The 26,502-nt window shown below is 57.6% G+C and carries 29 protein-coding genes and 1 tRNA gene; 16 read left to right on the top strand and 14 right to left on the bottom strand.

All coding sequences use genetic code 11. From position 1 onward, the window contains the following. Positions 1–13: 13 nt before the first annotated feature. Entirely contained in the window at positions 14–1,315 is a 1,302-nt protein-coding gene (locus UTM25_RS19235; protein ID WP_194401731.1) for an inorganic triphosphatase, read from the bottom strand. A 229-nt stretch (positions 1,316–1,544) separates the two neighbouring features. On the opposite strand from UTM25_RS19235, the gene UTM25_RS19230 reads away from it, so the two are divergent. Continuing rightward, a complete protein-coding gene (locus UTM25_RS19230) occupies positions 1,545–2,165 on the top strand; it encodes a TIGR04211 family SH3 domain-containing protein (RefSeq protein WP_194401785.1) in 621 nt (206 codons plus the stop codon). 60 nt (positions 2,166–2,225) lie between these two features. Further along, complete coding sequence (locus tag UTM25_RS19225) at positions 2,226–3,467, top strand: multifunctional CCA addition/repair protein (RefSeq protein ID WP_023309213.1); 1,242 nt, start codon at positions 2,226–2,228, stop codon at positions 3,465–3,467. 10 nt (positions 3,468–3,477) lie between these two features. Here the strand turns inward: UTM25_RS19225 and bacA are convergent, their stop codons facing one another. Together bacA and folB are read right to left on the bottom strand one after the other, a co-directional pair. Continuing rightward, a complete protein-coding gene (gene bacA / locus UTM25_RS19220) occupies positions 3,478–4,299 on the bottom strand; it encodes an undecaprenyl-diphosphate phosphatase (protein WP_194401730.1) in 822 nt (273 codons plus the stop codon). Positions 4,300–4,404: 105 nt separating this feature from the next. After that, entirely contained in the window at positions 4,405–4,773 is a 369-nt protein-coding gene (gene folB / locus UTM25_RS19215; RefSeq protein ID WP_023333447.1) for a bifunctional dihydroneopterin aldolase/7,8-dihydroneopterin epimerase, read from the bottom strand. Between the two features lie 107 nt (positions 4,774–4,880). Here folB and plsY point away from each other — a divergent pair, with 107 nt between their 5' ends. The 10 genes from plsY to ureG all read left to right on the top strand — a co-directional run bounded on the left by plsY (position 4,881) and on the right by ureG (position 12,683). After that, a complete protein-coding gene (plsY, locus tag UTM25_RS19210) occupies positions 4,881–5,501 on the top strand; it encodes a glycerol-3-phosphate 1-O-acyltransferase PlsY (RefSeq protein ID WP_194401729.1) in 621 nt (206 codons plus the stop codon). A gap of 84 nt (positions 5,502–5,585) precedes the next feature. Further along, positions 5,586–7,052 carry an MFS transporter gene (locus UTM25_RS19205; protein ID WP_194401728.1) on the top strand — a complete coding sequence of 489 codons (1,467 nt, stop codon included), beginning with the start codon at positions 5,586–5,588 and terminating at the stop codon, positions 7,050–7,052. A gap of 145 nt (positions 7,053–7,197) precedes the next feature. Beyond that, positions 7,198–8,025 (top strand): urease accessory protein UreD, encoded by an 828-nt coding sequence (locus UTM25_RS19200; RefSeq protein ID WP_194401727.1) that lies wholly within the window; start codon positions 7,198–7,200, stop codon positions 8,023–8,025. A 10-nt stretch (positions 8,026–8,035) separates the two neighbouring features. Further along, the gene (locus tag UTM25_RS19195) at positions 8,036–8,338 is read left to right on the top strand and encodes an urease subunit gamma (RefSeq protein WP_006811999.1); all 303 of its coding nucleotides are present in this window, start codon (positions 8,036–8,038) and stop codon (positions 8,336–8,338) included. 10 nt (positions 8,339–8,348) lie between these two features. Further along, positions 8,349–8,663, top strand: a complete 315-nt coding sequence (locus UTM25_RS19190; protein WP_045404057.1) for an urease subunit beta — start codon at positions 8,349–8,351, stop codon at positions 8,661–8,663. After that, entirely contained in the window at positions 8,656–10,359 is a 1,704-nt protein-coding gene (ureC, locus tag UTM25_RS19185) for an urease subunit alpha (protein ID WP_194401726.1), read from the top strand. Before UTM25_RS19190 ends, ureC begins: the two co-directional genes overlap by 8 nt. A gap of 9 nt (positions 10,360–10,368) precedes the next feature. Then, a complete protein-coding gene (gene ureE / locus UTM25_RS19180; protein WP_194401784.1) occupies positions 10,369–10,833 on the top strand; it encodes an urease accessory protein UreE in 465 nt (154 codons plus the stop codon). Between the two features lie 9 nt (positions 10,834–10,842). After that, positions 10,843–11,382 carry a HupE/UreJ family protein gene (locus tag UTM25_RS19175; RefSeq protein WP_194401725.1) on the top strand — a complete coding sequence of 180 codons (540 nt, stop codon included), beginning with the start codon at positions 10,843–10,845 and terminating at the stop codon, positions 11,380–11,382. Next, positions 11,382–12,056 carry an urease accessory protein UreF gene (locus UTM25_RS19170; protein ID WP_194401724.1) on the top strand — a complete coding sequence of 225 codons (675 nt, stop codon included), beginning with the start codon at positions 11,382–11,384 and terminating at the stop codon, positions 12,054–12,056. The genes UTM25_RS19175 and UTM25_RS19170 overlap by 1 nt, the downstream gene beginning before the upstream one ends. 9 nt (positions 12,057–12,065) lie before the next feature. Next, positions 12,066–12,683 carry an urease accessory protein UreG gene (gene ureG / locus UTM25_RS19165; protein WP_014071813.1) on the top strand — a complete coding sequence of 206 codons (618 nt, stop codon included), beginning with the start codon at positions 12,066–12,068 and terminating at the stop codon, positions 12,681–12,683. A 45-nt stretch (positions 12,684–12,728) separates the two neighbouring features. On the opposite strand, the gene tsaD is transcribed toward ureG, so the two are convergent. Continuing rightward, positions 12,729–13,742, bottom strand: coding sequence for a tRNA (adenosine(37)-N6)-threonylcarbamoyltransferase complex transferase subunit TsaD (gene tsaD, locus UTM25_RS19160; protein WP_032650276.1), 1,014 nt, complete (start codon positions 13,740–13,742; stop codon positions 12,729–12,731). Between the two features lie 236 nt (positions 13,743–13,978). On the opposite strand from tsaD, the gene rpsU reads away from it, so the two are divergent. The 3 genes from rpsU to rpoD all read left to right on the top strand — a co-directional run bounded on the left by rpsU (position 13,979) and on the right by rpoD (position 18,056). Continuing rightward, positions 13,979–14,194, top strand: a complete 216-nt coding sequence (rpsU, locus tag UTM25_RS19155) for a 30S ribosomal protein S21 (RefSeq protein ID WP_001144069.1) — start codon at positions 13,979–13,981, stop codon at positions 14,192–14,194. Positions 14,195–14,309: 115 nt separating this feature from the next. Continuing rightward, entirely contained in the window at positions 14,310–16,055 is a 1,746-nt protein-coding gene (dnaG, locus tag UTM25_RS19150) for a DNA primase (protein ID WP_029741754.1), read from the top strand. A gap of 153 nt (positions 16,056–16,208) precedes the next feature. Next, positions 16,209–18,056, top strand: a complete 1,848-nt coding sequence (gene rpoD, locus UTM25_RS19145; protein WP_023309228.1) for an RNA polymerase sigma factor RpoD — start codon at positions 16,209–16,211, stop codon at positions 18,054–18,056. A 533-nt stretch (positions 18,057–18,589) separates the two neighbouring features. On the opposite strand, the gene mug is transcribed toward rpoD, so the two are convergent. Further along, complete coding sequence (gene mug / locus UTM25_RS19140) at positions 18,590–19,096, bottom strand: G/U mismatch-specific DNA glycosylase (protein ID WP_029741755.1); 507 nt, start codon at positions 19,094–19,096, stop codon at positions 18,590–18,592. A 125-nt stretch (positions 19,097–19,221) separates the two neighbouring features. Between mug and UTM25_RS19135 the strand changes: the two genes are divergently transcribed. Continuing rightward, positions 19,222–19,297 (top strand) — tRNA-Ile (locus UTM25_RS19135). A gap of 70 nt (positions 19,298–19,367) precedes the next feature. Here UTM25_RS19135 and UTM25_RS19130 read toward each other — a convergent pair. The 9 genes from UTM25_RS19130 to UTM25_RS19090 form a co-directional block, all read right to left on the bottom strand. Then, positions 19,368–19,568 (bottom strand): ogr/Delta-like zinc finger family protein, encoded by a 201-nt coding sequence (locus UTM25_RS19130; protein WP_194401723.1) that lies wholly within the window; start codon positions 19,566–19,568, stop codon positions 19,368–19,370. Between the two features lie 67 nt (positions 19,569–19,635). Then, positions 19,636–20,790, bottom strand: a complete 1,155-nt coding sequence (locus UTM25_RS19125) for a phage late control D family protein (protein ID WP_320715191.1) — start codon at positions 20,788–20,790, stop codon at positions 19,636–19,638. Beyond that, positions 20,787–21,251, bottom strand: coding sequence for a phage tail protein (locus UTM25_RS19120; RefSeq protein ID WP_194401722.1), 465 nt, complete (start codon positions 21,249–21,251; stop codon positions 20,787–20,789). The genes UTM25_RS19125 and UTM25_RS19120 overlap by 4 nt, the downstream gene beginning before the upstream one ends. Before the next feature lie 11 nt (positions 21,252–21,262). Continuing rightward, positions 21,263–23,542 (bottom strand): phage tail tape measure protein, encoded by a 2,280-nt coding sequence (locus tag UTM25_RS19115; RefSeq protein ID WP_194401721.1) that lies wholly within the window; start codon positions 23,540–23,542, stop codon positions 21,263–21,265. Then, on the bottom strand, positions 23,535–23,654 hold the full coding sequence (locus UTM25_RS19110; protein WP_047749164.1) for a GpE family phage tail protein: 120 nt from the start codon (positions 23,652–23,654) through the stop codon (positions 23,535–23,537). The genes UTM25_RS19115 and UTM25_RS19110 overlap by 8 nt, the downstream gene beginning before the upstream one ends. A 32-nt stretch (positions 23,655–23,686) precedes the next feature. Further along, a complete protein-coding gene (locus UTM25_RS19105) occupies positions 23,687–23,995 on the bottom strand; it encodes a phage tail assembly protein (RefSeq protein ID WP_023309234.1) in 309 nt (102 codons plus the stop codon). Positions 23,996–24,051: 56 nt separating this feature from the next. Next, positions 24,052–24,570, bottom strand: coding sequence for a phage major tail tube protein (locus UTM25_RS19100; RefSeq protein ID WP_023309235.1), 519 nt, complete (start codon positions 24,568–24,570; stop codon positions 24,052–24,054). A gap of 11 nt (positions 24,571–24,581) precedes the next feature. Then, the gene (locus tag UTM25_RS19095; RefSeq protein WP_033146683.1) at positions 24,582–25,769 is read right to left on the bottom strand and encodes a phage tail sheath protein; all 1,188 of its coding nucleotides are present in this window, start codon (positions 25,767–25,769) and stop codon (positions 24,582–24,584) included. A gap of 58 nt (positions 25,770–25,827) precedes the next feature. Continuing rightward, positions 25,828–26,421, bottom strand: a complete 594-nt coding sequence (locus UTM25_RS19090) for a recombinase family protein (RefSeq protein WP_194401720.1) — start codon at positions 26,419–26,421, stop codon at positions 25,828–25,830. Positions 26,422–26,502 lie beyond the last annotated feature (81 nt).

The raw sequence follows: 26,502 nt of genomic DNA, 5'->3' as shown, positions 1-26,502 counted from the left end.
TTCCTTGCCAGAGTTAACGTTTTCCGCTGTGCAGCCAGAACGGCTCCTGCGAAATGGCCTCGTTACGGAAATGCTCAATCTCAATATGCTGGCGGGTTTCAATGGCATGCTTCAGCCCCTGCCAGTTCTCCAGCCAGGCCTGGGCCTTAACGCCGTCATAAGCGCCGGAAAGCAGCAGCATGCTGTCGATGTTGCGCGACAGACGGGGAAGCTGATCGCCATACTGGTCGCCGAGCGGATATGCAAAGGTGCTCTTCAGTTCGGCCGCATGACGGGAAAGATGAATATCCGCGAAACGCTTAAAGTTTTCCGCGATTTTGGCCTCTGCTTTCGCATCCAGGAAGGCGCGCCAGCCGCGCGTCACCAGAAACTCGGTCAGCGCCAGTTTTGCCGAAGCGGCTTGCGGGCTGTAGATCGCCGTTTGCGCCGATACGTCGGAGAGCATCAGCGTTTCGGTTTGCGTCAGCAGGTCACGTAAGTGAGCGCTCGCTTTGCGAGGAACAATACCGCCGAACAGCGCCAGGGTATGGCGCACCAGCGCAATCGCCGCCAGCACGTGGGATTTCGCGTTTTTCACATTTCGCACCCACAGCTCTTCATGGTACTGCCACTGAGAAAGCGCCAGCTCCAGCGCGGCTTCCAGACCCTGTTCAACGCTGGCTTTCGGCGCAACGCGCAAAATGGTCGTCTCTTTCAGCACGCGCGGCGCATTTCCGGCGGCCAGATGGTAACCCCGCGCGGCTTTACTCAGGCTACCCTGACGCAGTCCGGACTGGTTCACCAGCCTGCGCGCCAGCTTCAGCACGTCATTTGCGTCCCCTTCCAGTAGCTCAAGCTCGAGTTCGCAAATCGGTTCCTGGAACTCACCCGCCTTCACGTCCCCCAGATCGAGGGCGATTTCGATGCGGCTTTTGCCTTCCGTCACCAGCCATTTTTCGCGCCAGAAATCGGTGCTGAACAGCGGCTGTACCTGTTCCGCCAGCGTGGAAGGCAGCTCGCCTTCCGGCCAGACTTCCGCCGGGAAACGTTCCAGCTCAAGTTCCGGCTTGCTGATGTCGATATTGTATTCCGGGCGCTGATGTAAACCGCCGACCACGCGGCCGGCAATTTTCATCGTCATCTCGTAGCGCCCGCTCGCGCCGCGGACGCGCAGCCCCATATCGTGGCGGCGCAGCCAGCTGTCTGGCGTTTCGTAATAGATATTAAGCAGTTGTACCGGTGCATGGTGTTCGCCGGAAAGCGTATGCAGATGCTGGCGGAGTGCGTCAACGCTGTCTTTTTCGACGATAAACTTTAATTCGATTTCTTGTGCCATAGCCTTGTACTTTTGCGAGCGTCACAGACGCGTCAATGAGGGCGAACTTCCTCGCCATTTGTTTGTCAGTACATAGTATTTTGCGCCAAATTGCCATGCAATGAGCAATTTGTCGGGCGTAAATGTGTAGAGTCGTGACACAGATGATTCTGATTGCTGACGAATGCTTTGCGTAGAGACACTGTTGCCACTACTATCGTTCCACTATTTATGAAAATAACGACTAATGATGCTTAAATTACGCCTGATTGGACTTACTTTACTCGCTTTTAGCGCCGCAACCGCAGTGCACGCTGAAGAGAAGCGTTACGTTTCTGACGAACTGAACACCTGGGTACGCAGTGGCCCTGGAGATAATTATCGCCTCGTGGGCACGGTGAATGCCGGCGAGGAAGTTATCCTTTTACAGACCAACGCGGACACCAATTACGGTCAGGTTCGCGACAGTACCGGTCGTACTTCCTGGATCCCGCTGAAAGAGCTAAGCACCGTGCCAAGCCTGCGCACGCGCGTGCCGGACCTGGAAAACCAGGTGAAGACCCTGACCGACAAACTGAATAACATCGACGGAACCTGGAACCAGCGCACCGCTGAAATGCAGCAGAAAGTGGCACAAAGCGACGGGGTGATTAACGGTCTGAAAGAAGAGAATCAGAAACTGAAAAATGAGCTGATTGTCGCGCAGAAGAAAGTGAATGCCGCCAATCTGCAGCTCGACGACAAACAGCGCACCATCATCATGCAGTGGTTCATGTATGGCGGCGGCGTGCTGGGCGTGGGTCTGGTGCTGGGTCTGGTCCTGCCGCATCTGATCCCAAGCCGTAAGCGTAAAGACCGCTGGATGAACTAATTCGTCTTCTCTGCCAGACTTACGTATCATTCTGGAAAAGAGAAAACGGGAGAGTTGGGCGTGAAAAGTTATTTGGTCGGTGGTGCGGTACGTGATGCGTTGTTAGGTCTGCCGGTCAAAGATAAAGACTGGGTGGTGGTTGGCGCCACCCCTGAAGAGATGCTCGACGCGGGCTACCAGCAGGTAGGCCGCGATTTTCCCGTGTTCCTGCACCCGAAAAGCCGTGAAGAGTATGCCCTGGCGCGTACCGAGCGGAAATCGGGCTCGGGCTATACGGGCTTTACCTGCTATGCCGCGCCTGACGTCACGCTGGAGCAAGATCTCCTGCGTCGCGATCTCACCATCAACGCGCTGGCGCAGGACGAGGACGGGCAGATCGTTGACGCCTATGGCGGTCAGGACGATCTGCGCAACCGCCTTTTACGTCACGTTTCCCCGGCGTTTTCTGAAGATCCGCTCCGCGTGCTTCGCGTAGCGCGCTTTGCCGCGCGTTACGCCCATCTCAGCTTCCGTATTGCCGATGAGACAATGGCGCTGATGACCGCCATGACCGAGGCGGGTGAGCTTGAACATCTGACGCCAGAGCGCGTCTGGAAAGAGACGGAAAATGCCCTCACCACGCGCAACCCGCAGGTGTTTTTCCAGGTTCTGCGCGACTGCGGCGCGCTGAAGGTGCTTTTCCCGGAAATAGACGCGCTGTTTGGCGTGCCTGCCCCGGCAAAATGGCACCCGGAAATTGATACCGGCGTACACACGCTGATGACCCTGAGCATGGCGGCCATGCTCAGCCCTGACGTGGACGTGCGCTTTTCCACCCTGTGCCACGATCTCGGCAAAGGCCTAACGCCAAAAGAATTCTGGCCTCGCCACCACGGGCACGGCCCGGCAGGGGTGAAGCTGGTCGAGGGGCTGTGCCAGCGTCTGCGCGTGCCGAACGAGATCCGCGATCTGGCGAAACTGGTGGCCGAGTTCCACGATCTGATCCACACCTTCCCCATCCTGAAACCGGCTACCATCGTTAAGCTTTTCGATAATATCGACGCCTGGCGCAAACCCCAGCGCGTGGAGCAAATCGCGCTCACCAGCGAAGCTGACGTGCGCGGTCGTACCGGTTTTGAAGCGTGCGATTACCCGCAGGGACGTTTACTGCGTAAAGCCTGGGACGTAGCGAAAGCGGTGCCCACGAAGGACGTTGTCGAAGCGGGATTCAAAGGGCCGGAAATTCGGGAAGAGCTCACGAAACGGCGAATTCAGGCGGTGTCGGACTGGAAGGAAAAGCATTGCCCTCAGCCGAAAGACTGAGGGCCATCGGTCAGAAGAAGACCACGTATACCGCAGCGGCAACGATAAAGCGATAGATCGCGAACGGAATGAACGAGATGCGCTTAATCAGCTGCAGGAAGGTTTTGATGGCAATCAGCGCCACGATAAATGCGGTAATAAAGCCGACGGCGAACATTGGAATGTCGCCCGAGGTGAGAAAACCGATGCTTTTATAGAGGTCGAGTGCGGTGGCGCCCATCATCATCGGCACCGCCAGCAGGAACGAGAACTCGGACGCGGCGTAACGGCTTACGCCCATCAGCATCCCGCCGGAGATGGTAGCGCCTGAACGCGAGAAGCCCGGCCACAGCGCCAGACACTGGAAGCAGCCAATGATAAACGCCTGACGATAGGTCATATCGTCCAGCCCTTCCGCGCGCGGCGTTTTTGGCTTCAGCACTTCCGCGGCGATCAGCAGTAAGCCCCCCACCACCAGCGCGTACATTACGTTAATCGGGTTAAACAGAGATTTGATGGCGTCGTGGAACACCAGGCCCAGCACCACCGCAGGGATCATCCCGAGCAGAATATGGATCAGTGACAGACGACCTTTACCGGCCCCCTCGTGCTGAGGCGGACGACCAAAATGGATGCCGATCAGGCCAAACAGGCGACGCCAGAACATCACGACCACCGCCAGAATAGACCCCAGCTGGATCACCACTTCAAACGTTTTTGCGGTATCGCCTTCAAAGCCCAGCAGATGGCCAACGATAATCATATGGCCCGTACTGGAGACCGGCAAAAACTCCGTCAATCCTTCGACCACACCCAGTATTGCCGCCACCAGCAGCGAGTGCATATCGCTCATCTATAAACCCCTAAAAAGATATAAAAAAACGGTGTCCCATACGGACAACCGATAAGATACAGTCTTGAGACCGGTATAACCTAAAATGGTTTAGCAATTATGACGTTAATTCTTGCCTTTCAGATTTGTGCCACGCTCAATAATGACGCCGACATTGGCGGCGCGCGCCACCGCTCCCGGCTTGCTCAGCTTGATGCGCACCCAAGGTGAGTTGAATTTTTTCAACAGCAATTCTGCGACTTCTTCCGCCACCCGTTCGACCAGCGCAAAACGTTGCCCTTCAACGTGGGCGATGACCGTTTCACTGATATCGGCATAGCTCAGACAGTCGTTCACGTCATCGCTTTTTGCCGATTTGCGGTTATCCCATCCCATTTCGATATCGAACACCAGTTTCTGCTCGATGGTCTGTTCCCAGTCGTAAACACCAATTGTGGTGATTACCGAAAGTTGCTCTATAAATACAATATCCATCACGACCTGCCTGCTTTTTGGCTAAACCGGATACCACTTCCGGCGAATTATGCGTATTATCCACAGATGTTGAGAATACAGATACATTTTCAAAACGGAACAGCGTTATGAGTGCAATCGCGCCTGGAATGATCCTCCTCGCCTATCTTTGCGGCTCAATCTCCAGCGCCATTCTGGTCTGCCGCATTGTCGGGTTACCTGACCCGCGTGAAAATGGTTCCGGGAATCCGGGGGCGACCAACGTACTACGAATTGGCGGCAAGGGAGCAGCCGTAGCGGTTTTGATTTTTGATGTTCTGAAAGGGATGCTGCCCGTCTGGGGCGCGTATGCGCTGGGCGTCACGCCGTTCTGGCTGGGGCTCATTGCTATTGCTGCCTGCGTCGGCCACATTTGGCCCGTATTCTTCGGCTTTAAAGGCGGCAAAGGTGTGGCGACCGCCTTTGGCGCCATTGCGCCTATCGGCTGGGATCTCACCGGCGTCATGGCCGGAACCTGGCTTTTGACCATTCTTCTGAGCGGCTATTCGTCGCTGGGCGCTATCGTCAGCGCGCTGATCGCCCCGTTCTACGTCTGGTGGTTCAAACCCCAGTTCACCTTCCCGGTGTCGATGCTCTCCTGTCTTATCCTGCTGCGTCATCACGACAATATTCAGCGCCTGTGGCGTCGTCAGGAGACCAAAATCTGGACGAAGCTCAAGAGGAAGAAAAAAGACGCTTCGAAGGGTTAGTTATGCCTTATAGCCAAATGTGATTTTGGTCACCTTCTGCCTGTGGTAACTGTTAGAGACACAACACAACCACATAAGAAGAAAATGGCTGAAATCACAGAAACAACTCCCCTTTCAACGGCAGGTATTCCTCCTGATGGCGACATCCAGTGGGTGCGCAGCGCGTCGGACGTATCACGCCTCGTTAATGACGGTTCTCAGGGCCGGGCAAACGCCCGTATCGTGGTCGGTATCGCGCTGGGCGGCATTTTCCTTGATGCCTACGATCTGGGCGCGCTGGCGTTTGGCATTAAAGACATCACCCGCGAATTTAGCCTGACGCCCGCCGGTACCGGTATGGTGGCCTCGGCGATTACCTTTGGCGCTATCGTCGGGGCGCTGCTCGGCGGCTATCTCACGGATAAAATCGGGCGCTACCGCGTGTTTATGGCTGATATGGTGTTCTTCGTGGTGGCGGCGATCGCCTGTGCGCTGGCCCCGAACGAATATGTTCTAGCAGGCGCCCGCTTTGTGATGGGGCTGGGGGTCGGGATCGACCTTCCCGTGGCGATGGCGTTTTTAAGCGAGTTCGCCAGGCTGAAAGGTCCCGGAAATAAGGCCTCCAGCGTCGCGATGTGGTGCCCCACCTGGTATGCCGCCATCAGTATCTCCTACCTGCTGGTGCTTTTCTTCTACGCCGTGCTGCCGGAGAGCCACAGCGACTGGCTGTGGCGCCTGATCCTCGGCTTTGGCGCGGTGCCCGCGCTGGTGATTATCGCCATCCGCAGCCGCTATATGAGCGAATCTCCGGTCTGGGCGGCGAATCAGGGCAACCTGAAAGAGGCGGCGTCAATTTTACGCCAGTCTTATAACATCAATGCCCACGTGCCGCAGGACGCGCTCGGCCAGCCCGCACCTGTCGTGAATAAAGCGAAATGGTCAAACTATCTGAACCTGTTCCGCGGCATCTACTTGCGCCGCACGACGCTCGCCACGCTGCTGTCCGTCGTCTCGTCGTTTGCCTACAACGCCGTGGCGTTTGGCCTGCCGGTGATCATCTCCAGCTTCTTTGTCCAGTCGATGCTCACCACCATTCTCATTTCTCTGGTGCTTAACCTGCTGTTTGCCTTCGTCGGCGGACTGCTGGCGGTACGCTACGTGCCGCGCTTCGGCGCCTGGCGGATGTCGCTTGCGGGTTATGCCTGCCAGCTTGTGGCGCTACTGGGTCTGGCGCTGATTGGCCGACCGGAAGGCGCCTCTGAAGGGGTGCTCGCCGTGGCGATGCTGGCGCTATTCCTGTTCGGTCAGGGCTTCGGCCCGGGCGCGCATACCATGACGTTCGCCTCTCTGAGCTACCCGACCTCGCTGCGCGGCGTGGGAGTGGGCCTCAACCAGACGCTGATGCGCAGCAGCTCGACGCTGTCGCTGTTTCTGTTCCCGCTGCTGGTCGCCTCGCTGGATACCGCCGTGTTCTGGGTGATTGCGCTGGCGCCGTTTATCGGCCTGGCATCGCTGCTGGCGATCCGCTGGGAACCGTCCGGATATGATGTGGATGCAGAGGATTACCGCTAGCCTTTCTTGCCGGGTGGCGCTGAGCTTACCCGGCCTACATTACTGAAACCGTCCCGTTTTTTATCCATAAGCGACTCATATGACAGGCTTCATTTCCGCCAGGGCATACTGAAACGTATCCCGATGGTGTGGAAATGGATGCAGCATGTTAGCAGCTCAGGTCACTGATAATACGTATAAAGGCTGGCAGGCGTCGCTTGCCCTGCAGTTTTGTCACACCCCTGAGAAAACCCTCCTGTACTCCGCCCACCACGTCGGGCCGCTCACCGTTCAACGTCCGTTTTACCCCGAAGGCGAAACCTGCCACCTTTACCTGCTGCACCCGCCCGGCGGGATAGTGGGCGGCGATACGCTGGACATTTCCGTTCGGCTGGACGCCAAAAGCCACGCGCTCATCACCATGCCCGGGGCCAGCAAGTTCTATCGCAGCAGCGGCCCGCAGGCCCGTCTGAACCAGCATTTTTACCTCTATGAAGATTCCACGCTGGAGTGGCTGCCGCAGGACACCATTATCTTTCCCGGCGCGAATGCCGCGCTGCGCTCCGTTTTTCACCTGAAGGCCTCCAGCACGCTGCTGGCGTGGGAGCTGTACTGCCTGGGGCGCCCGGTGATCGGTGAGACATTCAGCCACGGCACGCTGGAGAGCCGCCTGGAGGTATGGGTAGATGACGAGCCGCGCCTGATTGAGCGTCAGCATCTTAGTGACGGCGATCTCACGCCCGTCGCCGGACGTCCGTGGCTCGGCACGCTGCTGTTCTATCCGGCCAAAGAAGAACATCTCGACGCGGTGCGCGAACGGCTCGCACCGCTGGAAAATTACGCAGGTGCAACGCTCGCTGACGATCTGCTGTCGGTGCGTTTTCTCTCCGACAACAACCTGATTTGCCAGCGGGTGATGCGCGACATCTGGCAGTCGCTTCGCCCGCTTCTCACCACCAAAACCGCCTGTTCGCCGCGTATCTGGCAGACATAAGAGAAACGTTATGGAACTGACCCCCAGAGAAAAAGACAAGCTGTTGCTGTTCACCGCCGCGCTGGTTGCCGAACGCCGCCTTGCGCGCGGGGTAAAGCTCAATTACCCGGAATCGGTCGCGCTGATCAGCGCCTTCATTATGGAAGGTGCGCGCGATGGCGAAACCGTCGCCTCGCTGATGGAGGCGGGCCGCCACGTTTTGAGGCGCGACCAGGTCATGGAGGGCGTCCCGGAAATGATCCCGGATATTCAGGTCGAAGCCACCTTCCCGGACGGATCGAAGCTCGTCACCGTCCACAACCCGATCGTCTAAGGAGCGCGTGATGATCCCAGGTGAATACCAGATCCAGCCCGGAACGATTGCCCTCAACGTCGGGCGTGAAACCCAACGCGTGGTTGTCGAAAATCACGGCGACAGGCCGATCCAGGTCGGATCGCACTATCACTTTTATGAGGTCAACCCGGCGCTGAAGTTCGATCGGGAAGCCACCAAAGGCTTCCGACTGAACATCCCGGCGGGCACCGCCGTGCGCTTCGAGCCCGGCCAGAAGCGGGAAGTGACGCTGGTTCAGGTCACGGGGGCGCAGCGCATTTTCGGCTTTCGCGGCGAGGTAATGGGCGAGGTGAAACATGGCTGACATTTCACGCCGGGCGTATGCCGATATGTTCGGTCCCACCACCGGAGATAAAGTGCGGCTGGCCGACAGCGAGCTGTGGATCGAAGTGGAGGACGATCTCACGGTCTACGGCGAAGAGGTCAAGTTCGGCGGCGGAAAGGTGATCCGCGACGGTATGGGCCAGGGGCAGATGACCGCAGACGGCTGCGTGGATCTGGTTCTTACCAACGCGCTGATCGTCGATCACTGGGGGATCGTAAAAGCCGATATCGGCGTCAAGAACGGACGGATCTTCGCCGTCGGCAAAGCCGGGAACCCGGACATTCAGCCCGGCGTGACGATCCCGATTGGCGCGGCAACGGAAGTGATTGCCGCCGAGGGGAAGATCGTCACCGCCGGCGGGATCGACACCCACATCCACTGGATCTGCCCGCAGCAGGCGGAAGAGGCGCTAGTCTCCGGCGTCACCACCATGATCGGCGGCGGCACCGGACCGGCGGCGGGCACCAACGCCACCACCTGCACGCCGGGGCCGTGGTATATCGCCCGCATGCTGCAGGCTGCCGATACGCTGCCGGTGAATATCGGCCTGCTCGGCAAAGGTAACGGCTCCAACCCGGACGCCCTGCGCGAACAAATCGCAGCGGGCGCCATCGGGCTGAAGATCCACGAAGACTGGGGCGCGACGCCCGCGGCAATTAACTGCTCGCTGGAGGTAGCTGACGAGATGGATATTCAGGTGGCGCTGCACAGCGACACGCTGAACGAGTCCGGGTTTGTCGAAGACACGCTGGCAGCCATCGCCGGGCGCACCATCCACACCTTCCACACCGAAGGCGCTGGCGGCGGCCACGCGCCGGATATCATCACCGCCTGCGCGCACCCGAATATTCTGCCCTCCTCCACCAACCCGACCTTGCCCTACACGGTCAATACCATCGACGAGCATCTCGACATGCTGATGGTTTGCCATCACCTCGACCCGGATATCGCCGAGGACGTGGCGTTTGCCGAATCCCGCATTCGTCGTGAAACCATCGCCGCGGAAGACGTGCTGCACGACATCGGCGCGTTCTCGCTCACCTCGTCAGATTCGCAGGCCATGGGCCGCGTCGGGGAAGTGATTATCCGCACCTGGCAGGTGGCGCACCGCATGAAGGTCCAGCGCGGCGCGCTGCCGGACGAGACGGGCGATAACGACAACTTCCGCGTGAAGCGCTATGTCGCCAAATACACCATTAACCCGGCGCTCACCCACGGCATCGCCCACGAAGTCGGTTCGATTGAGGCGGGCAAGCTGGCGGATCTGGTGGTCTGGTCTCCGGCGTTCTTCGGCGTCAAACCCGCCACCATCGTCAAGGGCGGGATGATCGCCTGCGCGCCAATGGGCGATATCAACGCCTCGATCCCTACGCCGCAGCCGGTGCATTACCGCCCGATGTTTGGCGCGCTGGGTGCCGCGCGCCACGCTACCCGACTGACGTTTATCTCGCAGGCCGCCAGTGCGAACGGCATCCCGCAGCAGCTCAACCTGCAGAGCGCCACCGCGGTGGTGAAAGGCTGCCGGACGGTGAAAAAGGCGGACATGATCCACAACGGCCTGCAGCCGAATATCACCGTCGACTCGCAAACCTACGAGGTGCGCGTCGACGGCGAACTGATAACCAGCGAACCGGCCGAAGTTCTGCCGATGGCGCAACGCTATTTCCTGTTTTGAGGAGTGATGATGATCTATTTAACCCAACGCCTGGACCATGCGCATCCGATTACCGCCAGCGTCACGCTGCCGATTGACGTGCGGGTGAAAAGCCGCGCCCGCGTATCGCTGAACGACGGGCGCGAAGCCGGGCTGATGCTGCCGCGCGGCCTGCTGCTGCGCGGGGGCGACCTGCTGACTACCGACGACGGCAGCGAGGTCATCGAAGTGATCGCCGCCCCGGAGTCAGTTTCCGTGGTGCGCTGCGCCGATCCGTTCCTGCTCGCCCGCGCCTGCTACCACCTGGGCAACCGCCACGTGCCGCTGCAGATCATGCCCGGCGAGCTGCGCTATCACCACGACCATGTTCTCGACGACATGCTGCGCCAGTTCGGGCTGGAAGTGGCCTACGCCAGCCTGCCGTTTGAACCGGAAGCGGGCGCTTACGCCAGCGATGCCCACAGCCACAGCCATTCTCACGCTCATTCACATTAAGGATCCATCATGCGCAAGTATTTACCGCTGTTACTGCTGGCTTTTTCCGTTCCCGCGCTCGCGCATCCCGGCCACGGCACCGACAGCTTTCAGGCCGGTTTTCTACACCCGCTGACCGGGCTCGATCACCTGCTGATGCTCACCGGTGCGGGCATGCTCTCGGCGCTGAGCGGCCGCAAACTCCTGCTGCCGTTTGCCACCCTCGGGATGATGCTTCTGGGTGCGATTGCGGGCAGCCTGCTCGGCGGCTTCAGCGGCATGGAGATGCTGATTATCGCCTCGCTGGCGGTATCCGGCGTGATGATGTTTAAAACCGAAAAACGTCTGCTGCTGGCGGTGCCTGCCCTGGCGATGTTCCACGGCTGGGCGCACGGCGTGGAGATGTCCGGCCACAGCTTCTGGCTCTTCACCAGCGGCTTTATGCTCGCCAGCGCCACGGTGCTGTGCGCCAGCTTTGCTGCGGGGCTGCTGCTGCGCCGTCACGACGGCCTGCGTAAAACCTTCGGCGGCGGGATGATCGTCTCTGCCCTGCTGGCGCTGATGAGCTGATGGAGCACGCCCGCCAGAGGCTGCGCCTGATGCAGCTCTCCAGCAGCAGCCTGCCGGTCGGGTCGTTTACCTGGTCGCAGGGGCTGGAGTGGGCCGTTGAGGCAGGCTGGGTCACCGACGCCGAGGCCTTTAAACGCTGGCAAATCCAGCAGATGGAGCAGAGCTTTTTCTGCGTCGATCTGCCGCTGTTTATCCGTCTTTATCAGGCCTGTAAGCAACGCTCTCTTACAAATGCCAAACGCTGGACGGCATACCTTCTCGCCTGCCGGGAAACGCGCGAGCTGCGCGAAGAGGAGCGCAACCGCGGGGCGGCGTTTACGCGGCTGATTAAGAGCTGGGAACCTGACTGTCCGCCCGAATGGCTGCCGCTGTTTATGCAAAGCCAGCTCTGCGGCATGGCCTGGCTCGGCGTGCGCTGGGGCATTAGCGCGCGCGAGCTGGCGCTGAGCCTCGGCTACAGCTGGATGGAGAGCGCGGTGATGGCGGGCGTCAAGCTGGTGCCGTTTGGGCAACAGGCCGCGCAGCAGCTGATTATCGAACTGGGCGACCATTACGCCGCTGGTTTTGAACAGGCATTTTTACGTAGCGACGACGCGCTGGGGGCAGCAACGCCGCTGTCCGCCATCGCCTCCGCGCGCCACGAAACCCAATATTCACGACTATTCCGTTCCTGAGGAGTCAACATGGCTGATTACAAACATCCCCTGCGCGTGGGCGTCGGTGGCCCGGTAGGGTCGGGCAAAACCGCGCTGCTGGAAGCGCTCTGCAAGGCGATGCGCGACACCTACCATCTTGCGGTGGTGACCAACGATATCTACACCAAAGAGGATCAGCGCATCCTGACCGAGGCAGGCGCGCTGGAGCCGGAGCGCATAGTGGGCGTAGAGACGGGAGGCTGCCCGCATACCGCCATTCGTGAAGATGCGTCGATGAACCTGGCGGCGGTGGAGGCGTTAAGCGAGAAGTTCGGCAATCTGGATCTGATCTTCGTTGAAAGCGGCGGAGACAACCTGAGCGCAACGTTCAGCCCGGAGCTGGCGGATCTGACCATTTACGTGATCGACGTGGCCGAAGGGGAAAAAATCCCGCGTAAAGGCGGGCCGGGGATCACCAAATCCGATTTTCTGGTGATCAATAAAACCGACCTCGCGCCGTACGTCGGCGCGTCGCTGGAGGTGATGGAGCGCGACACTAACCGCATGCGCGGCGAGCGTCCCTGGACCTTTACCAACCTGAAGGCGGGTGACGGGTTAGCGACGATTATTGCGTTTCTGGAAGAGAAAGGGATGCTGCGGGTGTAGTCAAACGATCCCCTCTCCCTGTGGGGAGAGGGTTAGGGTGAGGGATTACGCCTCCGGCAGTTCCGCCAGCGGCCAGCGCGGACGCACGGACACGCTGAGGTCGGACGTTGCACCCGCGTTCAGGCGCACCATTCCGGCGTAAGCGATCATCGCGCCGTTGTCGGTGCAGAATTCCGGACGGGCATAGAACACTTCCCCGCGACGCTTTTGCATCATCTCGGCGAGCTTCGCGCGCAGCGTGCGGTTGGCGCTGACGCCACCCGCCATCACCAGACGCTTAAAGCCGGTCTGATCCAGCGCGCGCTTGCACTTGATCATCAGCGTGTCCACCACAGCATCTTCGAACGCGCGGGCGATATCGGCGCGGGTCTGCTCGCTGTCATCGTTATTACGAATCGTATTCGCCGCGAAGGTTTTCAGCCCGGAGAAGCTGAAGTCCAGCCCCGGACGGTCGGTCATCGGGCGCGGGAAGACAAAGCGCCCTTCCGTTCCCTGCGACGCCATTTTTGACAGCATCGGGCCGCCAGGATAATCCAGACCCAGCAGCTTGGCGGTTTTGTCGAACGCTTCACCGGCGGCGTCATCGATCGATTCGCCCAGCAGCTCATACTTGCCAATGCCCGTTACGCTAATCAGCTGCGTATGGCCGCCGGAGACCAGCAGCGCCACAAACGGGAATTCAGGCGGATTCTCTTCCAGCATCGGCGCCAGAAGGTGCCCTTCCATATGGTGAACCGGGATCGCCGGCACATCCCACGCGAACGCCAGTGAACGGCCAACCGTTGCGCCAACCAGCAGCGCGCCGACCAGACCCGGGCCTGCGGTGTACGCCACTGCATCAATCTCTTTTGCCGTTAATCCCGCTTCTTTCAGCGCCGCCTGAATCAGGGGAACCGTTTTACGCACGTGGTCACGAGAGGCCAGTTCAGGTACGACACCGCCGTAGTCAGCGTGCAATTTCACCTGACTATACAGCTGGTTGGCCAGAAGCCCTTTTTCGTCGTCGTAAATGGCGATGCCGGTTTCATCGCAGGATGTTTCAATACCCAGTACACGCATGACTTGTTTTACCTCGTTTCAATACCGCGCAGTGTAGAGCCTGGGCGGGTTGATGTAAAACTTTGTTCGCCCCAGGAAGAAGGCTCGTGTATACTCCTCACCCTTATTAAAGTCCCTTTCAAAATCGCATCGGTGCTTTACAAAGCAGCAGCATTTGCAGTAAAATTCCGCACCATTTTGAAATAAGCTGGCGTTGATGCCAGCGGCAAACCGAATTTATTAAAGGTGAGAGTTACATGCCGGTAATTAAAGTACGTGAAAACGAGCCGTTCGACGTAGCACTGCGTCGCTTCAAACGTTCATGCGAGAAAGCAGGTGTTCTGGCTGAAGTTCGTCGTCGTGAGTTTTATGAAAAACCAACGACCGAACGTAAGCGCGCTAAAGCTTCCGCTGTGAAACGTCACGCGAAGAAACTGGCTCGCGAAAACGCACGCCGTACTCGTCTGTACTAATTGGTTGAGGGCCTCAGCCCTCAATTGACAGACAGAGTAATAGTCGTAAGGCCGTGCTTCCGGAAGGAATGCGCGGCTTGTTTTCGTTTATAAGTCGCTTAAAATTTTGGGGCATATGGCCGGAAGAATCCCACGCGTTTTCATCAATGACCTGCTTGCCAGAACCGACATCGTCGATCTCATCGACGCGCGGGTAAAGCTAAAAAAGCAGGGCAAGAACTACCATGCGTGCTGTCCGTTCCATAACGAAAAAACCCCCTCCTTCACCGTAAACGGTGAAAAGCAGTTCTACCATTGCTTCGGCTGTGGCGCACACGGTAATGCCGTCGATTTTTTGATGAATTACGACAAGCTCGAGTTTGTTGAAACCGTCGAAGAGCTGGCGGCGATGCATAACCTTGAAGTGCCGTATGAAGCAGGCAGTGGGCCAAGTCAGATCGAGCGCCATCAACGGCAAACGCTGTATCAACTGATGGATGGCCTGAATTCGTTTTACCAACAGTCTCTTAAGCAATCTGCGGCTGAGCCTGCGCGTCAGTATCTGAACAAGCGCGGACTGAGCGACGATGTCATTGCGCGTTTCGCTATTGGTTACGCCCCGCCCGGCTGGGACAACGTGTTAAAGCGTTTTGGCGGCAATAGCGAAGATCGTAAGTCTCTCATCGATGCAGGCATGCTGGTCACTAACGACCAGGGACGAAGCTACGACCGCTTCCGCGAACGGGTGATGTTCCCGATCCGCGACAAGCGTGGCCGGGTAATAGGTTTTGGTGGTCGCGTGCTGGGTGATGCCCTGCCGAAATACCTCAACTCCCCGGAAACCGATATTTTCCATAAGGGCCGCCAGCTGTACGGCCTTTATGAGGCGCAGCAGAATAATGCGGAACCTCCGCGTCTTCTGGTCGTCGAAGGCTATATGGACGTCGTGGCACTGGCGCAGTACGACATCAACTACGCGGTTGCGTCGTTAGGGACGTCCACCACCGCCGATCATATTCAACTGCTGTTCCGGGTGACCAACAACGTCATCTGCTGTTACGACGGTGACCGCGCAGGGCGCGACGCCGCCTGGCGCGCGCTGGAAACCGCGCTGCCGTATATGACCGACGGGCGTCAGCTACGCTTTATGTTTCTGCCCGACGGCGAAGACCCGGATACGCTGGTGCGTAAAGAGGGCAAAGCGGCGTTTGAAGCGCGGATGGAGCAGGCTCAGCCGCTCTCCACGTTTTTGTTTAACAGCCTGATGCCGCAGGTCGATTTGAGTACCCCTGACGGGCGCGCGCAGCTCAGTACGCTGGCGCTGCCGTTAATCAGCCAGGTGCCCGGCGAAACGCTGCGCATCTATCTGCGTCAGGAATTAGGCAACAAGCTCGGCATTCTGGATGACAGCCAGCTTGAACGTTTAATGCCTAAACAGGCTGAAAACGGCGCGGTTCGCCCTGCGCCTCAGCTAAAACGCACAACCATGCGTATACTGATAGGGTTGCTGGTACAAAACCCCGAGCTCGCACCACAGGTGCCGTCGCTGGCGGGTTTAAACCACGAGAAATTGCCCGGGCTTGGCTTATTTTCAGAACTGGTCAACACGTGTTTGTCTCAGCCAGGTCTGACCACCGGACAACTTTTAGAGCACTATCGCGGCACAAAAGAGGCCGCTACCCTTGAAAAATTGTCGATGTGGGACGATATAGCAGATAAGGACATTGCAGAAAAAACGTTCACCGACTCACTCAACCATATGTTTGATTCGATGCTTGAGCTGCGCCAGGAAGAGTTGATTGCTCGCGAGCGCACACACGGTTTAAGCAGCGAAGAACGCCGGGAGCTCTGGATGATTAACCAGGAACTGGCGAAGAAATAAAAAATTTAACGGCTTAAGTGCCGAATATCGATCGGGAAGCCCCCGGCAGCCGCACTGAGAGGCAGCGGCAAAAATATAAGTACGCCCTCGCTTTAAAGGTTGGCAGCCCCATCGCCGACACCAATCAAACGAATTAAGTGTGGATACCGTCTTATGGAGCAAAACCCGCAGTCACAGCTGAAACTTCTTGTCCAACGTGGTAAGGAGCAAGGCTATCTGACCTATGCCGAGGTCAATGACCATCTGCCGGAAGATATCGTCGATTCAGATCAAATCGAAGATATCATCCAAATGATCAATGACATGGGCATTCAGGTGATGGAAGAAGCACCGGATGCCGATGATCTGTTGCTGGCTGAAACCTCCAACAACACTGACGAAGATGCGGAAGAAGCTGCTGCACAGGTACTGTCCAGCGTGGAATCTGAAATCGGGCGTACCACTGACCCGGTCCGCATGTACATGCGCGAAATGGGTACCGTTGAACTGTTGACCCGCGAAGGCGAAATTGACATCGCAAAACGCATCGAAGACGGGATCAACCAGGTTCAGTGCTCCGTTGCCGAGTACCCGGAAGCGATCACCTATCTGCTGGAGCAGTACGATCGCGTTGAAGCGGAAGAAGCGCGCCTGTCTGACCTGATCACCGGTTTTGTCGACCCGAACGCTGAAGAAGATATGGCGCCTACCGCCACTCACGTCGGTTCTGAACTGTCTCAGGAAGAGATGGATGATGACGAAGACGAAGATGAGGAAGAGAGCGACGACGACACCGCGGACGATGACAACAGCATCGACCCGGAGCTGGCGCGCGAGAAGTTTGCCGAGCTGCGTACCCAGTACGAAGTGACGCGTGACACCATCAAAGCGAAAGGCCGCAGCCATGCCGCCGCTCAGGAAGAGATCCTGAAACTGTCTGAGGTATTCAAACAGTTCCGCCTGGTGCCAAAACAGTTCGACTACCTGGTAAACAGCATGCGCGTGATGATGGATCGCGTACGCACCCAGGAACGCATCATCATGAAGCTGTGCGTTGAGCAGTGCAAAATGCCGAAGAAGAACTTCATCACCCTCTTCACCGGCAACGAAACCAGCGAAACCTGGTTCAACGCGGCTATCGCGATGAACAAGCCGTGGTCTGAAAAACTGCACGACGTGAAGGACGACGTACATCGCGGCCTGCAGAAACTGCATCAGATTGAAGAAGAGACCGGCCTGACCATCGAGCAGGTTAAAGACATCAACCGTCGTATGTCCATCGGTGAAGCGAAAGCCCGCCGCGCGAAGAAAGAGATGGTTGAAGCGAACTTGCGTCTGGTTATCTCTATCGCCAAGAAATACACCAACCGTGGTCTGCAGTTCCTGGATCTGATTCAGGAAGGCAACATCGGTCTGATGAAAGCGGTAGATAAGTTTGAATACCGTCGTGGTTACAAGTTCTCCACCTACGCAACCTGGTGGATCCGTCAGGCTATCACCCGCTCTATCGCGGATCAGGCGCGCACCATCCGTATTCCGGTGCATATGATTGAGACCATCAACAAGCTCAACCGTATCTCCCGCCAGATGCTGCAGGAGATGGGCCGCGAGCCGACGCCGGAAGAGCTGGCCGAGCGCATGCTGATGCCGGAAGACAAGATCCGTAAAGTGCTGAAGATCGCCAAAGAGCCAATCTCCATGGAAACACCAATCGGTGATGATGAAGATTCGCATCTGGGTGATTTCATCGAGGATACCACCCTCGAGCTGCCGCTGGACTCTGCCACCACCGAGAGCCTGCGCGCTGCGACGCACGACGTTCTGGCCGGCCTGACCGCTCGTGAAGCGAAAGTCCTGCGTATGCGTTTCGGTATTGATATGAACACCGACCACACGCTGGAAGAAGTGGGTAAACAGTTCGACGTTACCCGCGAACGTATCCGTCAGATCGAAGCGAAGGCGCTGCGCAAGCTGCGTCATCCAAGCCGCTCTGAAGTGCTGCGTAGCTTCCTGGACGACTAATCGGTCCTGACAGTGAAAAAGCTCCCAATCGGGAGCTTTTTTTTTGTTTATTCCCTCTCCCTTTGGACTGTGGGCTCCCCAGTAATTTATAAGCAGAAGCAATAACCTTGTTTCAGAACGAGTGAAGACTTTCAGCGATGCTCTGGTCCGGCTGTAAATCGCTGAGGCGTTTCCTGCAGGCCGGGGCGAGGCGCATGGATGCGCCGAGAGGGCGGGCTTTACAGGGACGTTACCTCCGCCCGTACCCGATAAGCCGGAAGGAATAAGCCGAGGGCACCGCGAAGCGGCGATTTACCGCCGGGAGCCCGGGTGGCCAGGGTGGTGGCGACTGAGGCCACCCTGGCACGTTCACAGGTCATGCCATTACAGAGTAGCAAGGAACATAAAGTGAACGGAATGACCACCGCGGCCGTATATTCCCCTCACCCTAACCCTCTCCCCGGAGGGGCGAGGGGACTGTTCCGTGCTGCCATAACGTTGTGGGGATCCCTCAGTCATGTGGGGAGAGGGTGAGGGCATCAGGACTCAGAGGATTAAAGCCCCCGCACCATCAGCGCCTCATCCAGCTCCCGATACGCCTCCACCAGCTTATCCAGCGTCGCCCTGTTGAGCCCGCTCGGGTTCGGCAGCACCCATACCTGCGTCACGCCAATCATGATGCTCTGCTTGCCCCACTGCGTTCCACGCTGGCTAAACGCCTGCTCGTAGGCCTGCTTGCCGAGGATCGCCAGCGCGGCCGGCTGATAATCCTCTATCTTCTTGATCAGCTCCCGTCCGCCGCTGCGCAGCTCATGCAGGTTGACCTCGCTCGCCTGTACCGTAGGCCGCTCGACCAGCATGGTAATTCCACAGCGCGTGTCCAGCAGATGCTGTTCCTCTTCGGGCTTGAGTAGCCTGTCGGTAAACCCGGCCTGGTAGATCACCTTCCAGAAGCGATTGCCCGGATGGGCAAAGTGAAAACCGGTGTGCGCCGAGGACTTTCCCGGGTTGATTCCGCAGAACACCACCCGCAGGCCAGGGGCCAGAATATCGTTGATCATCTTTACTCCCGCTCGATACATCGTCAGGGAAGTATAAAGGATTGATTATGCGTTGTTTATAAAAACAGCAGGCAGGTGTGAATGGCTGGATTGCTGCGGGGAGTTACTTTATAATTCACCGCCACGGCCCCTTAGCTCAGTGGTTAGAGCAGGCGACTCATAATCGCTTGGTCGCTGGTTCAAGTCCAGCAGGGGCCACCAAATTTTAGTTTTAGAATCATTGAATTAAGCCACTCGATTGAGTGGATTTTTTATTGGTTTTTTTGAGCCGCTAGCCGTGGTTCAGCGAAGACGCTCGGACACGCTCAGAGGCACCAGGGGTCGCAATCAGGCGCTCCACGGACTCCATCGTCACGAACGTACAGCTGCAGTCCACATTGGTGCACTGGTGATAGCGCTCTTTGGTATTTTCACTTAGATAGCGACTGGTACGCGCATGCGCAGAGTGCTTGCACTTAGGACAATGAAACATGTACCCCTCCACTTGATTCACATTTTGTGAATCAATAATACCCAAAATAAAACCAATAGCAACTACATTACTCACTATCAACAGTAAATTTTTCGTCGCTGACGTTCAGCTCAAGCTTAAGCTGCGTGGTAAATCCGCTATCGTTGAGGGTATGCACCACCTCGCTGATGATCCACGCCTGCTCGTCGATGACGCGTTTAAAACCGTTTACCAGCACCGGCGTTTCGGGGAACAGATCGGCGCGTCCCAGGGCAAGCTGGATGGAAAACTCTACGGTTCCCCGCTGAAGCGCGCGCCACTTAGCCTCTGCGGCCCTGAGCGCCTGCTCTTCAGAGGCATAAACCGTGGTGAGCTCAAATACGTTTTCCGCCGATCCCACCAGCCTCTCTTGCGGTTTCTGCTCCTTGCCTGCTGCTCCCGCTACCGGTGCGGCGGCATCCGGGTGCTGCAGTGCTTCTGTCTGCTGCCCTCCGGACTGACGATTAATACTCAATTGAGGATTTTGTTGTTTGGGGTCACGCGTTTGCAGCCATTTGGCCGTTACGCCGGAATAATTTTCACGGTCAACGACGGAAAAAAGGTGCTTATCGCCATCCCCACGTTCAATCATCATTAAGGAAAGCGGAGTGCCGCTGGCCGTCACGGCCTGGCCCGCTTTCATAAAGATAATCTTCCCGGCTTTGATTGAAACAAATGCACCATTACGTTCGGCAAGGCGAGAGAGAAACGCCGCGTCAGTCTCCTGAGACTGGTCAATATGAGAGATGGCGATGGATGCAAGCCCCGACGCAACGCTGGCGGTCAACTGGTTACGCTGAGCGATGGTATCGACTATCGCGCCAATCGTCGTATCATGCCACGACTGTTCGCGCCGCACGTTTAGCTTTCCACGAAAATCTGCGCTGCATCCCCGGATGGTCAGCGTGTCCGGCGCGCCCCGGAATTCAATCTCATCAATCGTAAAGTCCCCTTTCTCCTCGAGCGGGGTTCCCTCCCATCCCAGCCATAAGGACAGCCTTGCCCCCCGGGCAGGCAAGTCCAGCAGCCCGTCCGAATCATCCAGTTGAATATTCAACTGATCGGCTTCCAGCCCCCGTTTGTCGGTCATGATCAGGCTGATAAGACGATGGCTGAAATTTTGCGTGATATCACGATCGTCAAGCTTAAGCATAAAATCAGGGGCGATTTTCCCACCCGCCCGGATATTCATTTCGGCGATCATCCCACCAGCCCTCCAATGCTATTCCGTGCGCTTTCCACCAGCTCTGAGGCTTGCGTTCGCAGGTCGCCAAACGTCGCCATCAGCGATTCGTCCACGCGTTTTAGCGACAGGGAAAACTCAATTTTTCGAGCGGTACCGTCACTGTAAAAATCCGAATGCGTATGTGTGACTTTCTCAATGACAAACATGCCGTGAATGATGCCGGTACCGTCTATCAACGGCCATGCCCGCCCCTCATTCGCCATCAGCTCAACCGCCTTGAGAGAAAGCCGCCCTCCCGTGAGTTCCGGGTAGAGTAAGCCGGAGAGGCTGAAGGATGTCTCCCCTTCGCCAAGGTACTGCCAGGCTTTGGGTTTCCCGATGCGAGCGCTGGATGCCCAGCGGTAGTCTTTTGTGAATATCATTGACTGATACGGTAAGGTTCGTCGTTCAAAGACAAACAGACCCAGCACCATTAACATTTTCTCTCTCCTCAAACATACATAAAGCTGGATTGCCGCTGTCTCGCTTTATCACGTTCACTGTTTTCTATTTCCTCCCGGATTTGACGCGTCAGATCCGTTCCGGAGGCCGTGCCCCCCTGCAGCGTGATGTGATATTCGCTTTTACTCTGATCGACGTAAGAGCGCCCTCCAGTAGCAATGGTCGGCTGATACCCCAGGCTACCGCCAGAGATCCCCACGCCCGGACTAGACGAGCTGCCCACAGGAGAGGAAGCAGCTTCTGCTTTTGCCGCTGCGGCATCGAGATCGCCCGACTCGTTTTTGATAAGACCGAGTTTCTCCAGCAGCCAGCTGGCCTTGCCGCTCAGGCTGTTAAAGAGATCAAGCGGGGCCATTAACGCATCGCCCAGCGCCTGACCAAAAATCACGCCAGCGTTTTTACAGCCATCCAGCGTTTCCTGCGTCGCCTTGATCGGCGTAATCAAGTCGGTGAACCATTGCCAGATACCGCCCAGCTTCTCCGAGATAGCGTCAAACACCGCCATCACCGGTGAGAACAGCGCACCCAGCGGTGCGAAAGCCGTTGAAAGCCCTTCCATCACCCCGCCAAAGAAGGCGCTGATGGGCTCCCAGTATTTAAAAATCAGTAAGGCTCCGGCAGCAATCGCCGCGCCAAGGGCAATCACCGGCCAGCTAAGGGCACCCAGCACCGTCATGATGGCGCCGCCCACCACGCTGAATACCGTTCCCAACATCCCGGCCGCGGTAATAACCATATTGACGCCCGTCAGAACCGGGCCGATAACCGTGCCTACGCCGCCCAGTACGCCAGCAAACGCCTGCGCGCCGACAACGATGCTGGCGAGGGTCTGCGTCAGCTCAGGGTTGGCATTCACCCAAAGGGAGGCCGTACCAAGCCAGCCGGTTGCGGTTGTTATCAGGTTGCGCAGAGCGCCATCCGCTTTATCAAATACATCAATCTTCAACCCGTTCCACGCGGCCTGGAATCGGTTGATATCGCCGTCAAGATTATCGGTCTGCGCGGAAGCCGCGAGCGCGGTACTGCCCTTTGCCCCCTGCAACTGCTGGCGTTTTTCATCAAGCGATCCATCACCCGCAGCGGAAGCCAGCGCCCCCGCGGCTTTTATGGCATCCGGAGTCTGAACATGGCGCAACATCGCGCTGAGCGCGTCCCCGGCGGCGGCGCCTTTCATTCCTTTTTCCGCCAGAACGCCCAGCAGCGCGGTGGTCTCTTCAAGCCCCATACCGGATGCACCCGCAGCGGGCGCAGCAGAGGTGACGGCCGCCACCATCTCAGCGAGGCTGGTATTCGAAGAGGTAGAACCGCGCGTAAGCACATCTGCGATGCGTCCCGCGTCCGCATCGGCCAGGCTATACGCCGCCTGCGTGCTGGCGATCATATCGGCCGCTTTAGCCGCGTCGACATTCCCCGCCAGGCTGAGGTTGACCGTTGGCGCGGTGGCCGCAAGCAGCCCATCGGCGCCATAGCCTGAACGAGCCAGTTCGGTTTGTGCCCGCAGGACCGTATCTGCAGGTACTCCGGTCCTGGCGCTGACATCCCGCGCGTGCTGGCGAATCGCCTCAAGCCGGGAATCCCCCTTCGCCAGGCCAAGGTTTGCCTGAATGGCCGACATCTGTTTTTCAAAGCTGATGCCAGGGGCGATAAACCGGGACGTCTGGTCAAAGCCCGCTTTTGCGATGCCCACGCCCGTATTCGCAAACTGACGCACCCGCGCTGTAACGCGTTTGCCTGACTCGTAGCGATTCTGAACGGTACTCAGCCGCTCCTGCTGCTGATTGACGCGGGCCAGCGCATCCCGCTGCCGGTTAAGCTGCTGCGTTTTTTCGCTGATGTGAGTTCGTAAACGACGCTCATCCGACGAGAGCGTGCGCGTATTGACTCCCGCCTGAGCGAGTTCAGTGCGCTGACGCTGCACCGAGTAGCGTAAGCTGTTGTACTCATGCTTAAGGTCGGCCGCCGATTTTCGGGCTGCAGTCAGCGCATCAGCCTGCGCCTGGGTGGGGTTTTGCGTGTTTTTAAACTGTACCGCCAGCGCCGCGGCCTGCTGTTTCGACTGAGCAAGCGACTGCTCCGTCGTGGCGAGCCTGGCATTTGCTTTTCTGAAGCCGTCAATACGCCCCGCCTGCTCATCAAGCGCCCCCAGCGCCGTCTGCGCATCGCGGATATCGCTCGCGAGAGTGAGGCTGGCGTTCTGGAGAGCGTTAAGCGGTCGGGTTGCCCGGTCGACTGCCTTAAGCAGCTCCTGAAGACTGACATTATTACTCATAGTGGTTTCCGCTTCGCTGCAGCGCTTTTTCGCGCCATAAGAGGAGTTCGGTCACGCTAAGGGAGTACAGTTCTGACGGCGGCCAGTGAAAAATCACCGCGATATCCGCCATCAGATCGTCGACCGACACATTTTCGGGAAATTTCAGCGAGCCGAAGCCGGTGACAAAAAACCGATCACCTTACCTGCAAAAGAGAGCAGATCGCAGGCGTCCAGGCGCGCAACCTCATGCTCGGTCAGCGCAGGGGAGGTCATTCGCGGCAGCACCTTAATCAGCGCATCAACGTCAGATTGCGCCAGCGACGCCAGCGATACGCCGCGCAGGGTCCCCGCATTGGGTTTTGCGACGGTCACCTTTTCGATTTTTTGCTCGCCGCGCTGAACGGGGCTATCAAGCGTGACGATATGTGGGTTTTCACTTTCGTTCATGGCGGTCTCGTTGATATTTTCCATTTCGTTACTCTTCTGAAAGTTAACTCACCGGCCGGTCATCCCGGCCGGTTAAAGGGTTACAGGCCGATGGCCTTACGGTGTTCTGCCAGGCGATCGACGCCATCGACTTTGAGCACCATGTTGATGATGTCGATTTCGATGATCTCTTTGCCATCAATGGTCAGCTGGTAGTAAGCGCACTCGGTGGACATCTTGGTGGTGCCGCTCTCGCCCTGCTTGTTTTCACCGCCATCAAACTCTTTATGACGGCCGCGCATGACGATTTCGACGGCGGAGATTTCGCCGGTATCATCGCGCTGATAAGAGCCGGTAAAGCGCAGCGGCACGCTGTCCGCGCCCGGAGAGGCATATTGCGCCCACAGCGCGGCGTCCGGCAGACCGCCAACGGTCCACTCCAGCGCCAGGGCATCATCGTCCAGGCCGAGGTCGACAGAGACCGAGCCCGGCATACCGCCGCCGCGATACTTCTCCAGCTTGCGGGTAAGCTTCGGTAGGGTCACAGACTCAACAACGCCCATATAGCTCAGGCCATCGTTGAACATATTCAGGTACTTAAGTTTGCGTGGTAACGCCATGCTTCAGCTCCTTAGCTGTTAACCGAATCTGACAGGTCTGCCAGATAGGTATCGGTGATGCGCTGGCGCAGGGTCAGATTTTCCAGCGGCGGGACAGGGGTGTAGTCGTAATCGATATACAGTTTCCCCGCTTTCAGGGTGGATGCATCGTTCGACTCAGGGTCATACCAGCAGGAGCCGTCGACGATATAGCCGTTGGTTTTCAGCTCGCGGAACTTGGCGTTAATACCGGAAACGATGTCGCGGATAAGCGTTGGCGTGATGGGTTTATCCATCGCCCACGCGTGCGCTTCCGCCATGGTATCGGCCAGCACCTGTGCGGTACGGGTGTAGTTTTCAAAGACGAATAACGGATCGTCTGAGCAGGTACGGTTACCCCAGAATTTGAAACCGTCGTTGCGAATCAGCGTGGTGACGCCTGCCTGGTTAAGCAGGTTCGCATCGGTAGCCTGTTCCTGCAGATCCCAGGAAACAGAAGCGCTTACGCCCGTAACGCCGTTGACACCAACGTTTGACAGGGTTTTATGCCAGCCCATGGTCTGGTCGATTTTGGCGCGCAGGCCAAGCGCGCGGGCGGTTGCCCAGGCCGTTGTCGTTGCGTTCGTGGTGGTATCCCATGCCAGAAAATCAGGATGGATAACCATCAGCTCGCGCTGGCTGAAGTTTTTGCGGTAGTTGATCGCTTCAGAGATGGTTTTACATCCCCATGCGCTGACATAGCCGAACGCGCGCAGGCTCTGGCACATGGCGGCCAGTGCGGTCGCCACTTCCTGAGAGTCCAGCCCCGGCACGCCGAGAATACGCGGCTTAACGCCGGTCACCGTTTTCGCCGTGAGAAGCGCCTTCAGGCCGGTATATTTACCGTTTTCATCGGTAGTACCGATGATGTTGGAAACGGTCTGCTTACGCGCCTCTTCCGGGGTTTCAGCGGTGCCTTCGGCCACGCGAACAACAACGACAACCGGTTTGCACTGATCGGCGATCGCCTGCAGAGAAGCGGACAGCGTCCCCGCCTTGCCGGCTTTCGCAATCGCGTTTTGCACGTTGGTAATGAGCACGGGCTCGTTTAAAGGAAATGTCTTGTCGTCAGCATCGCTGGCCGTACAGACCATGCCGATGATTGCCGTCGAGACGGTGGAAATGGTGCGGGTGCCATCGTTGATTTCGATAACTTCCACGCCGTGGTGAAAATCACTCATCCGTTTAACTCCTTGGTTAGTTGGTGAGTGATATTGTCGCGGCTGGGCTTGCTATGAGCTAACCATCCCTGTCCAGCGGACGCTGGCACAACGATTGTCCGACTATCGCGGCGGGGAATTTTTTATAAAGCGTGGAAATACCCACATCAAAAATTAACGCAACGCGCTGTCGGGATTCCCCGGCAGCAATGAGCCTGCCAGCCTGAGCCCATTCCTCCCGCGTCAATTTAGGGCGTCTGCCACCAATTCGTCCCTGTTCCCGCGCTGCGGCCAGCCCGGCGCACGTCCTCTCGACAATGAGTTCACGCTCCATTTCAGCAAGCGCCCCCATGATATGGAAGAAGAAACGCCCCATTGGCGTTGAGGTATCAATGCTATCAGTCAAACTGCGGAAATTAATGCTCCGCTGGCGGAGTTCCTCGGTCATTGAAACAAGGTGGCGCATACTGCGCCCGAGACGATCGAGTTTCCATACAACGAGAGTATCACCTGCATTAAGTTGCCTGAGGGCACGATTGAGTCCCGGTCGGTTTGTCGATTTACCGCTGATTTTATCTTCAAAAATTAGCTCACATCCTGAACGCAACAGCGCGTCACGCTGTAAGGCGGTGTTTTGTTCATTTGTTGACACGCGTATGTATCCAATAAGCATGGTATTTCCCTTCGTCAAAACCGGAAATCATGCCAGTTAATTGATAAACACGCATTTTCGAAAACCTTGGTTTAGGAGAAG

This window comes from Enterobacter sp. 61D5 (assembly GCF_034107965.1).
GTDB classification, from domain to species: Bacteria; Pseudomonadota; Gammaproteobacteria; order Enterobacterales; family Enterobacteriaceae; genus Enterobacter; species Enterobacter cloacae_M.
The sequence above is the reverse complement of the archived record's forward strand: the minus strand, read 5'-3'. Positions and strand labels throughout refer to the sequence as shown.

Bases quoted from the DNA above. Each gene is read 5' to 3' on its own strand.
- UTM25_RS19235 (WP_194401731.1), bottom strand. From the start codon at position 1,315: ATGGCACAAGAAATCGAATTAAAGTTTATCGTCGAAAAAGACAGCGTT.
- UTM25_RS19230 (WP_194401785.1), top strand. From the start codon at position 1,545: ATGCTTAAATTACGCCTGATTGGACTTACTTTACTCGCTTTTAGCGCC.
- bacA (WP_194401730.1), bottom strand. From the start codon at position 4,299: ATGAGCGATATGCACTCGCTGCTGGTGGCGGCAATACTGGGTGTGGTC.
- folB (WP_023333447.1), bottom strand. From the start codon at position 4,773: ATGGATATTGTATTTATAGAGCAACTTTCGGTAATCACCACAATTGGT.
- plsY (WP_194401729.1), top strand. From the start codon at position 4,881: ATGAGTGCAATCGCGCCTGGAATGATCCTCCTCGCCTATCTTTGCGGC.
- UTM25_RS19205 (WP_194401728.1), top strand. From the start codon at position 5,586: ATGGCTGAAATCACAGAAACAACTCCCCTTTCAACGGCAGGTATTCCT.
- UTM25_RS19200 (WP_194401727.1), top strand. From the start codon at position 7,198: ATGTTAGCAGCTCAGGTCACTGATAATACGTATAAAGGCTGGCAGGCG.
- UTM25_RS19195 (WP_006811999.1), top strand. From the start codon at position 8,036: ATGGAACTGACCCCCAGAGAAAAAGACAAGCTGTTGCTGTTCACCGCC.
- UTM25_RS19190 (WP_045404057.1), top strand. From the start codon at position 8,349: ATGATCCCAGGTGAATACCAGATCCAGCCCGGAACGATTGCCCTCAAC.
- ureC (WP_194401726.1), top strand. From the start codon at position 8,656: ATGGCTGACATTTCACGCCGGGCGTATGCCGATATGTTCGGTCCCACC.
- ureE (WP_194401784.1), top strand. From the start codon at position 10,369: ATGATCTATTTAACCCAACGCCTGGACCATGCGCATCCGATTACCGCC.
- UTM25_RS19175 (WP_194401725.1), top strand. From the start codon at position 10,843: ATGCGCAAGTATTTACCGCTGTTACTGCTGGCTTTTTCCGTTCCCGCG.
- UTM25_RS19170 (WP_194401724.1), top strand. From the start codon at position 11,382: ATGGAGCACGCCCGCCAGAGGCTGCGCCTGATGCAGCTCTCCAGCAGC.
- ureG (WP_014071813.1), top strand. From the start codon at position 12,066: ATGGCTGATTACAAACATCCCCTGCGCGTGGGCGTCGGTGGCCCGGTA.
- tsaD (WP_032650276.1), bottom strand. From the start codon at position 13,742: ATGCGTGTACTGGGTATTGAAACATCCTGCGATGAAACCGGCATCGCC.
- rpsU (WP_001144069.1), top strand. From the start codon at position 13,979: ATGCCGGTAATTAAAGTACGTGAAAACGAGCCGTTCGACGTAGCACTG.
- dnaG (WP_029741754.1), top strand. From the start codon at position 14,310: ATGGCCGGAAGAATCCCACGCGTTTTCATCAATGACCTGCTTGCCAGA.
- rpoD (WP_023309228.1), top strand. From the start codon at position 16,209: ATGGAGCAAAACCCGCAGTCACAGCTGAAACTTCTTGTCCAACGTGGT.
- mug (WP_029741755.1), bottom strand. From the start codon at position 19,096: ATGATCAACGATATTCTGGCCCCTGGCCTGCGGGTGGTGTTCTGCGGA.
- UTM25_RS19130 (WP_194401723.1), bottom strand. From the start codon at position 19,568: ATGTTTCATTGTCCTAAGTGCAAGCACTCTGCGCATGCGCGTACCAGT.
- UTM25_RS19125 (WP_320715191.1), bottom strand. From the start codon at position 20,790: ATGATCGCCGAAATGAATATCCGGGCGGGTGGGAAAATCGCCCCTGAT.
- UTM25_RS19120 (WP_194401722.1), bottom strand. From the start codon at position 21,251: ATGTTAATGGTGCTGGGTCTGTTTGTCTTTGAACGACGAACCTTACCG.
- UTM25_RS19115 (WP_194401721.1), bottom strand. From the start codon at position 23,542: ATGAGTAATAATGTCAGTCTTCAGGAGCTGCTTAAGGCAGTCGACCGG.
- UTM25_RS19110 (WP_047749164.1), bottom strand. From the start codon at position 23,654: ATGGCGGATATCGCGGTGATTTTTCACTGGCCGCCGTCAGAACTGTAC.
- UTM25_RS19105 (WP_023309234.1), bottom strand. From the start codon at position 23,995: ATGGAAAATATCAACGAGACCGCCATGAACGAAAGTGAAAACCCACAT.
- UTM25_RS19100 (WP_023309235.1), bottom strand. From the start codon at position 24,570: ATGGCGTTACCACGCAAACTTAAGTACCTGAATATGTTCAACGATGGC.
- UTM25_RS19095 (WP_033146683.1), bottom strand. From the start codon at position 25,769: ATGAGTGATTTTCACCACGGCGTGGAAGTTATCGAAATCAACGATGGC.
- UTM25_RS19090 (WP_194401720.1), bottom strand. From the start codon at position 26,421: ATGCTTATTGGATACATACGCGTGTCAACAAATGAACAAAACACCGCC.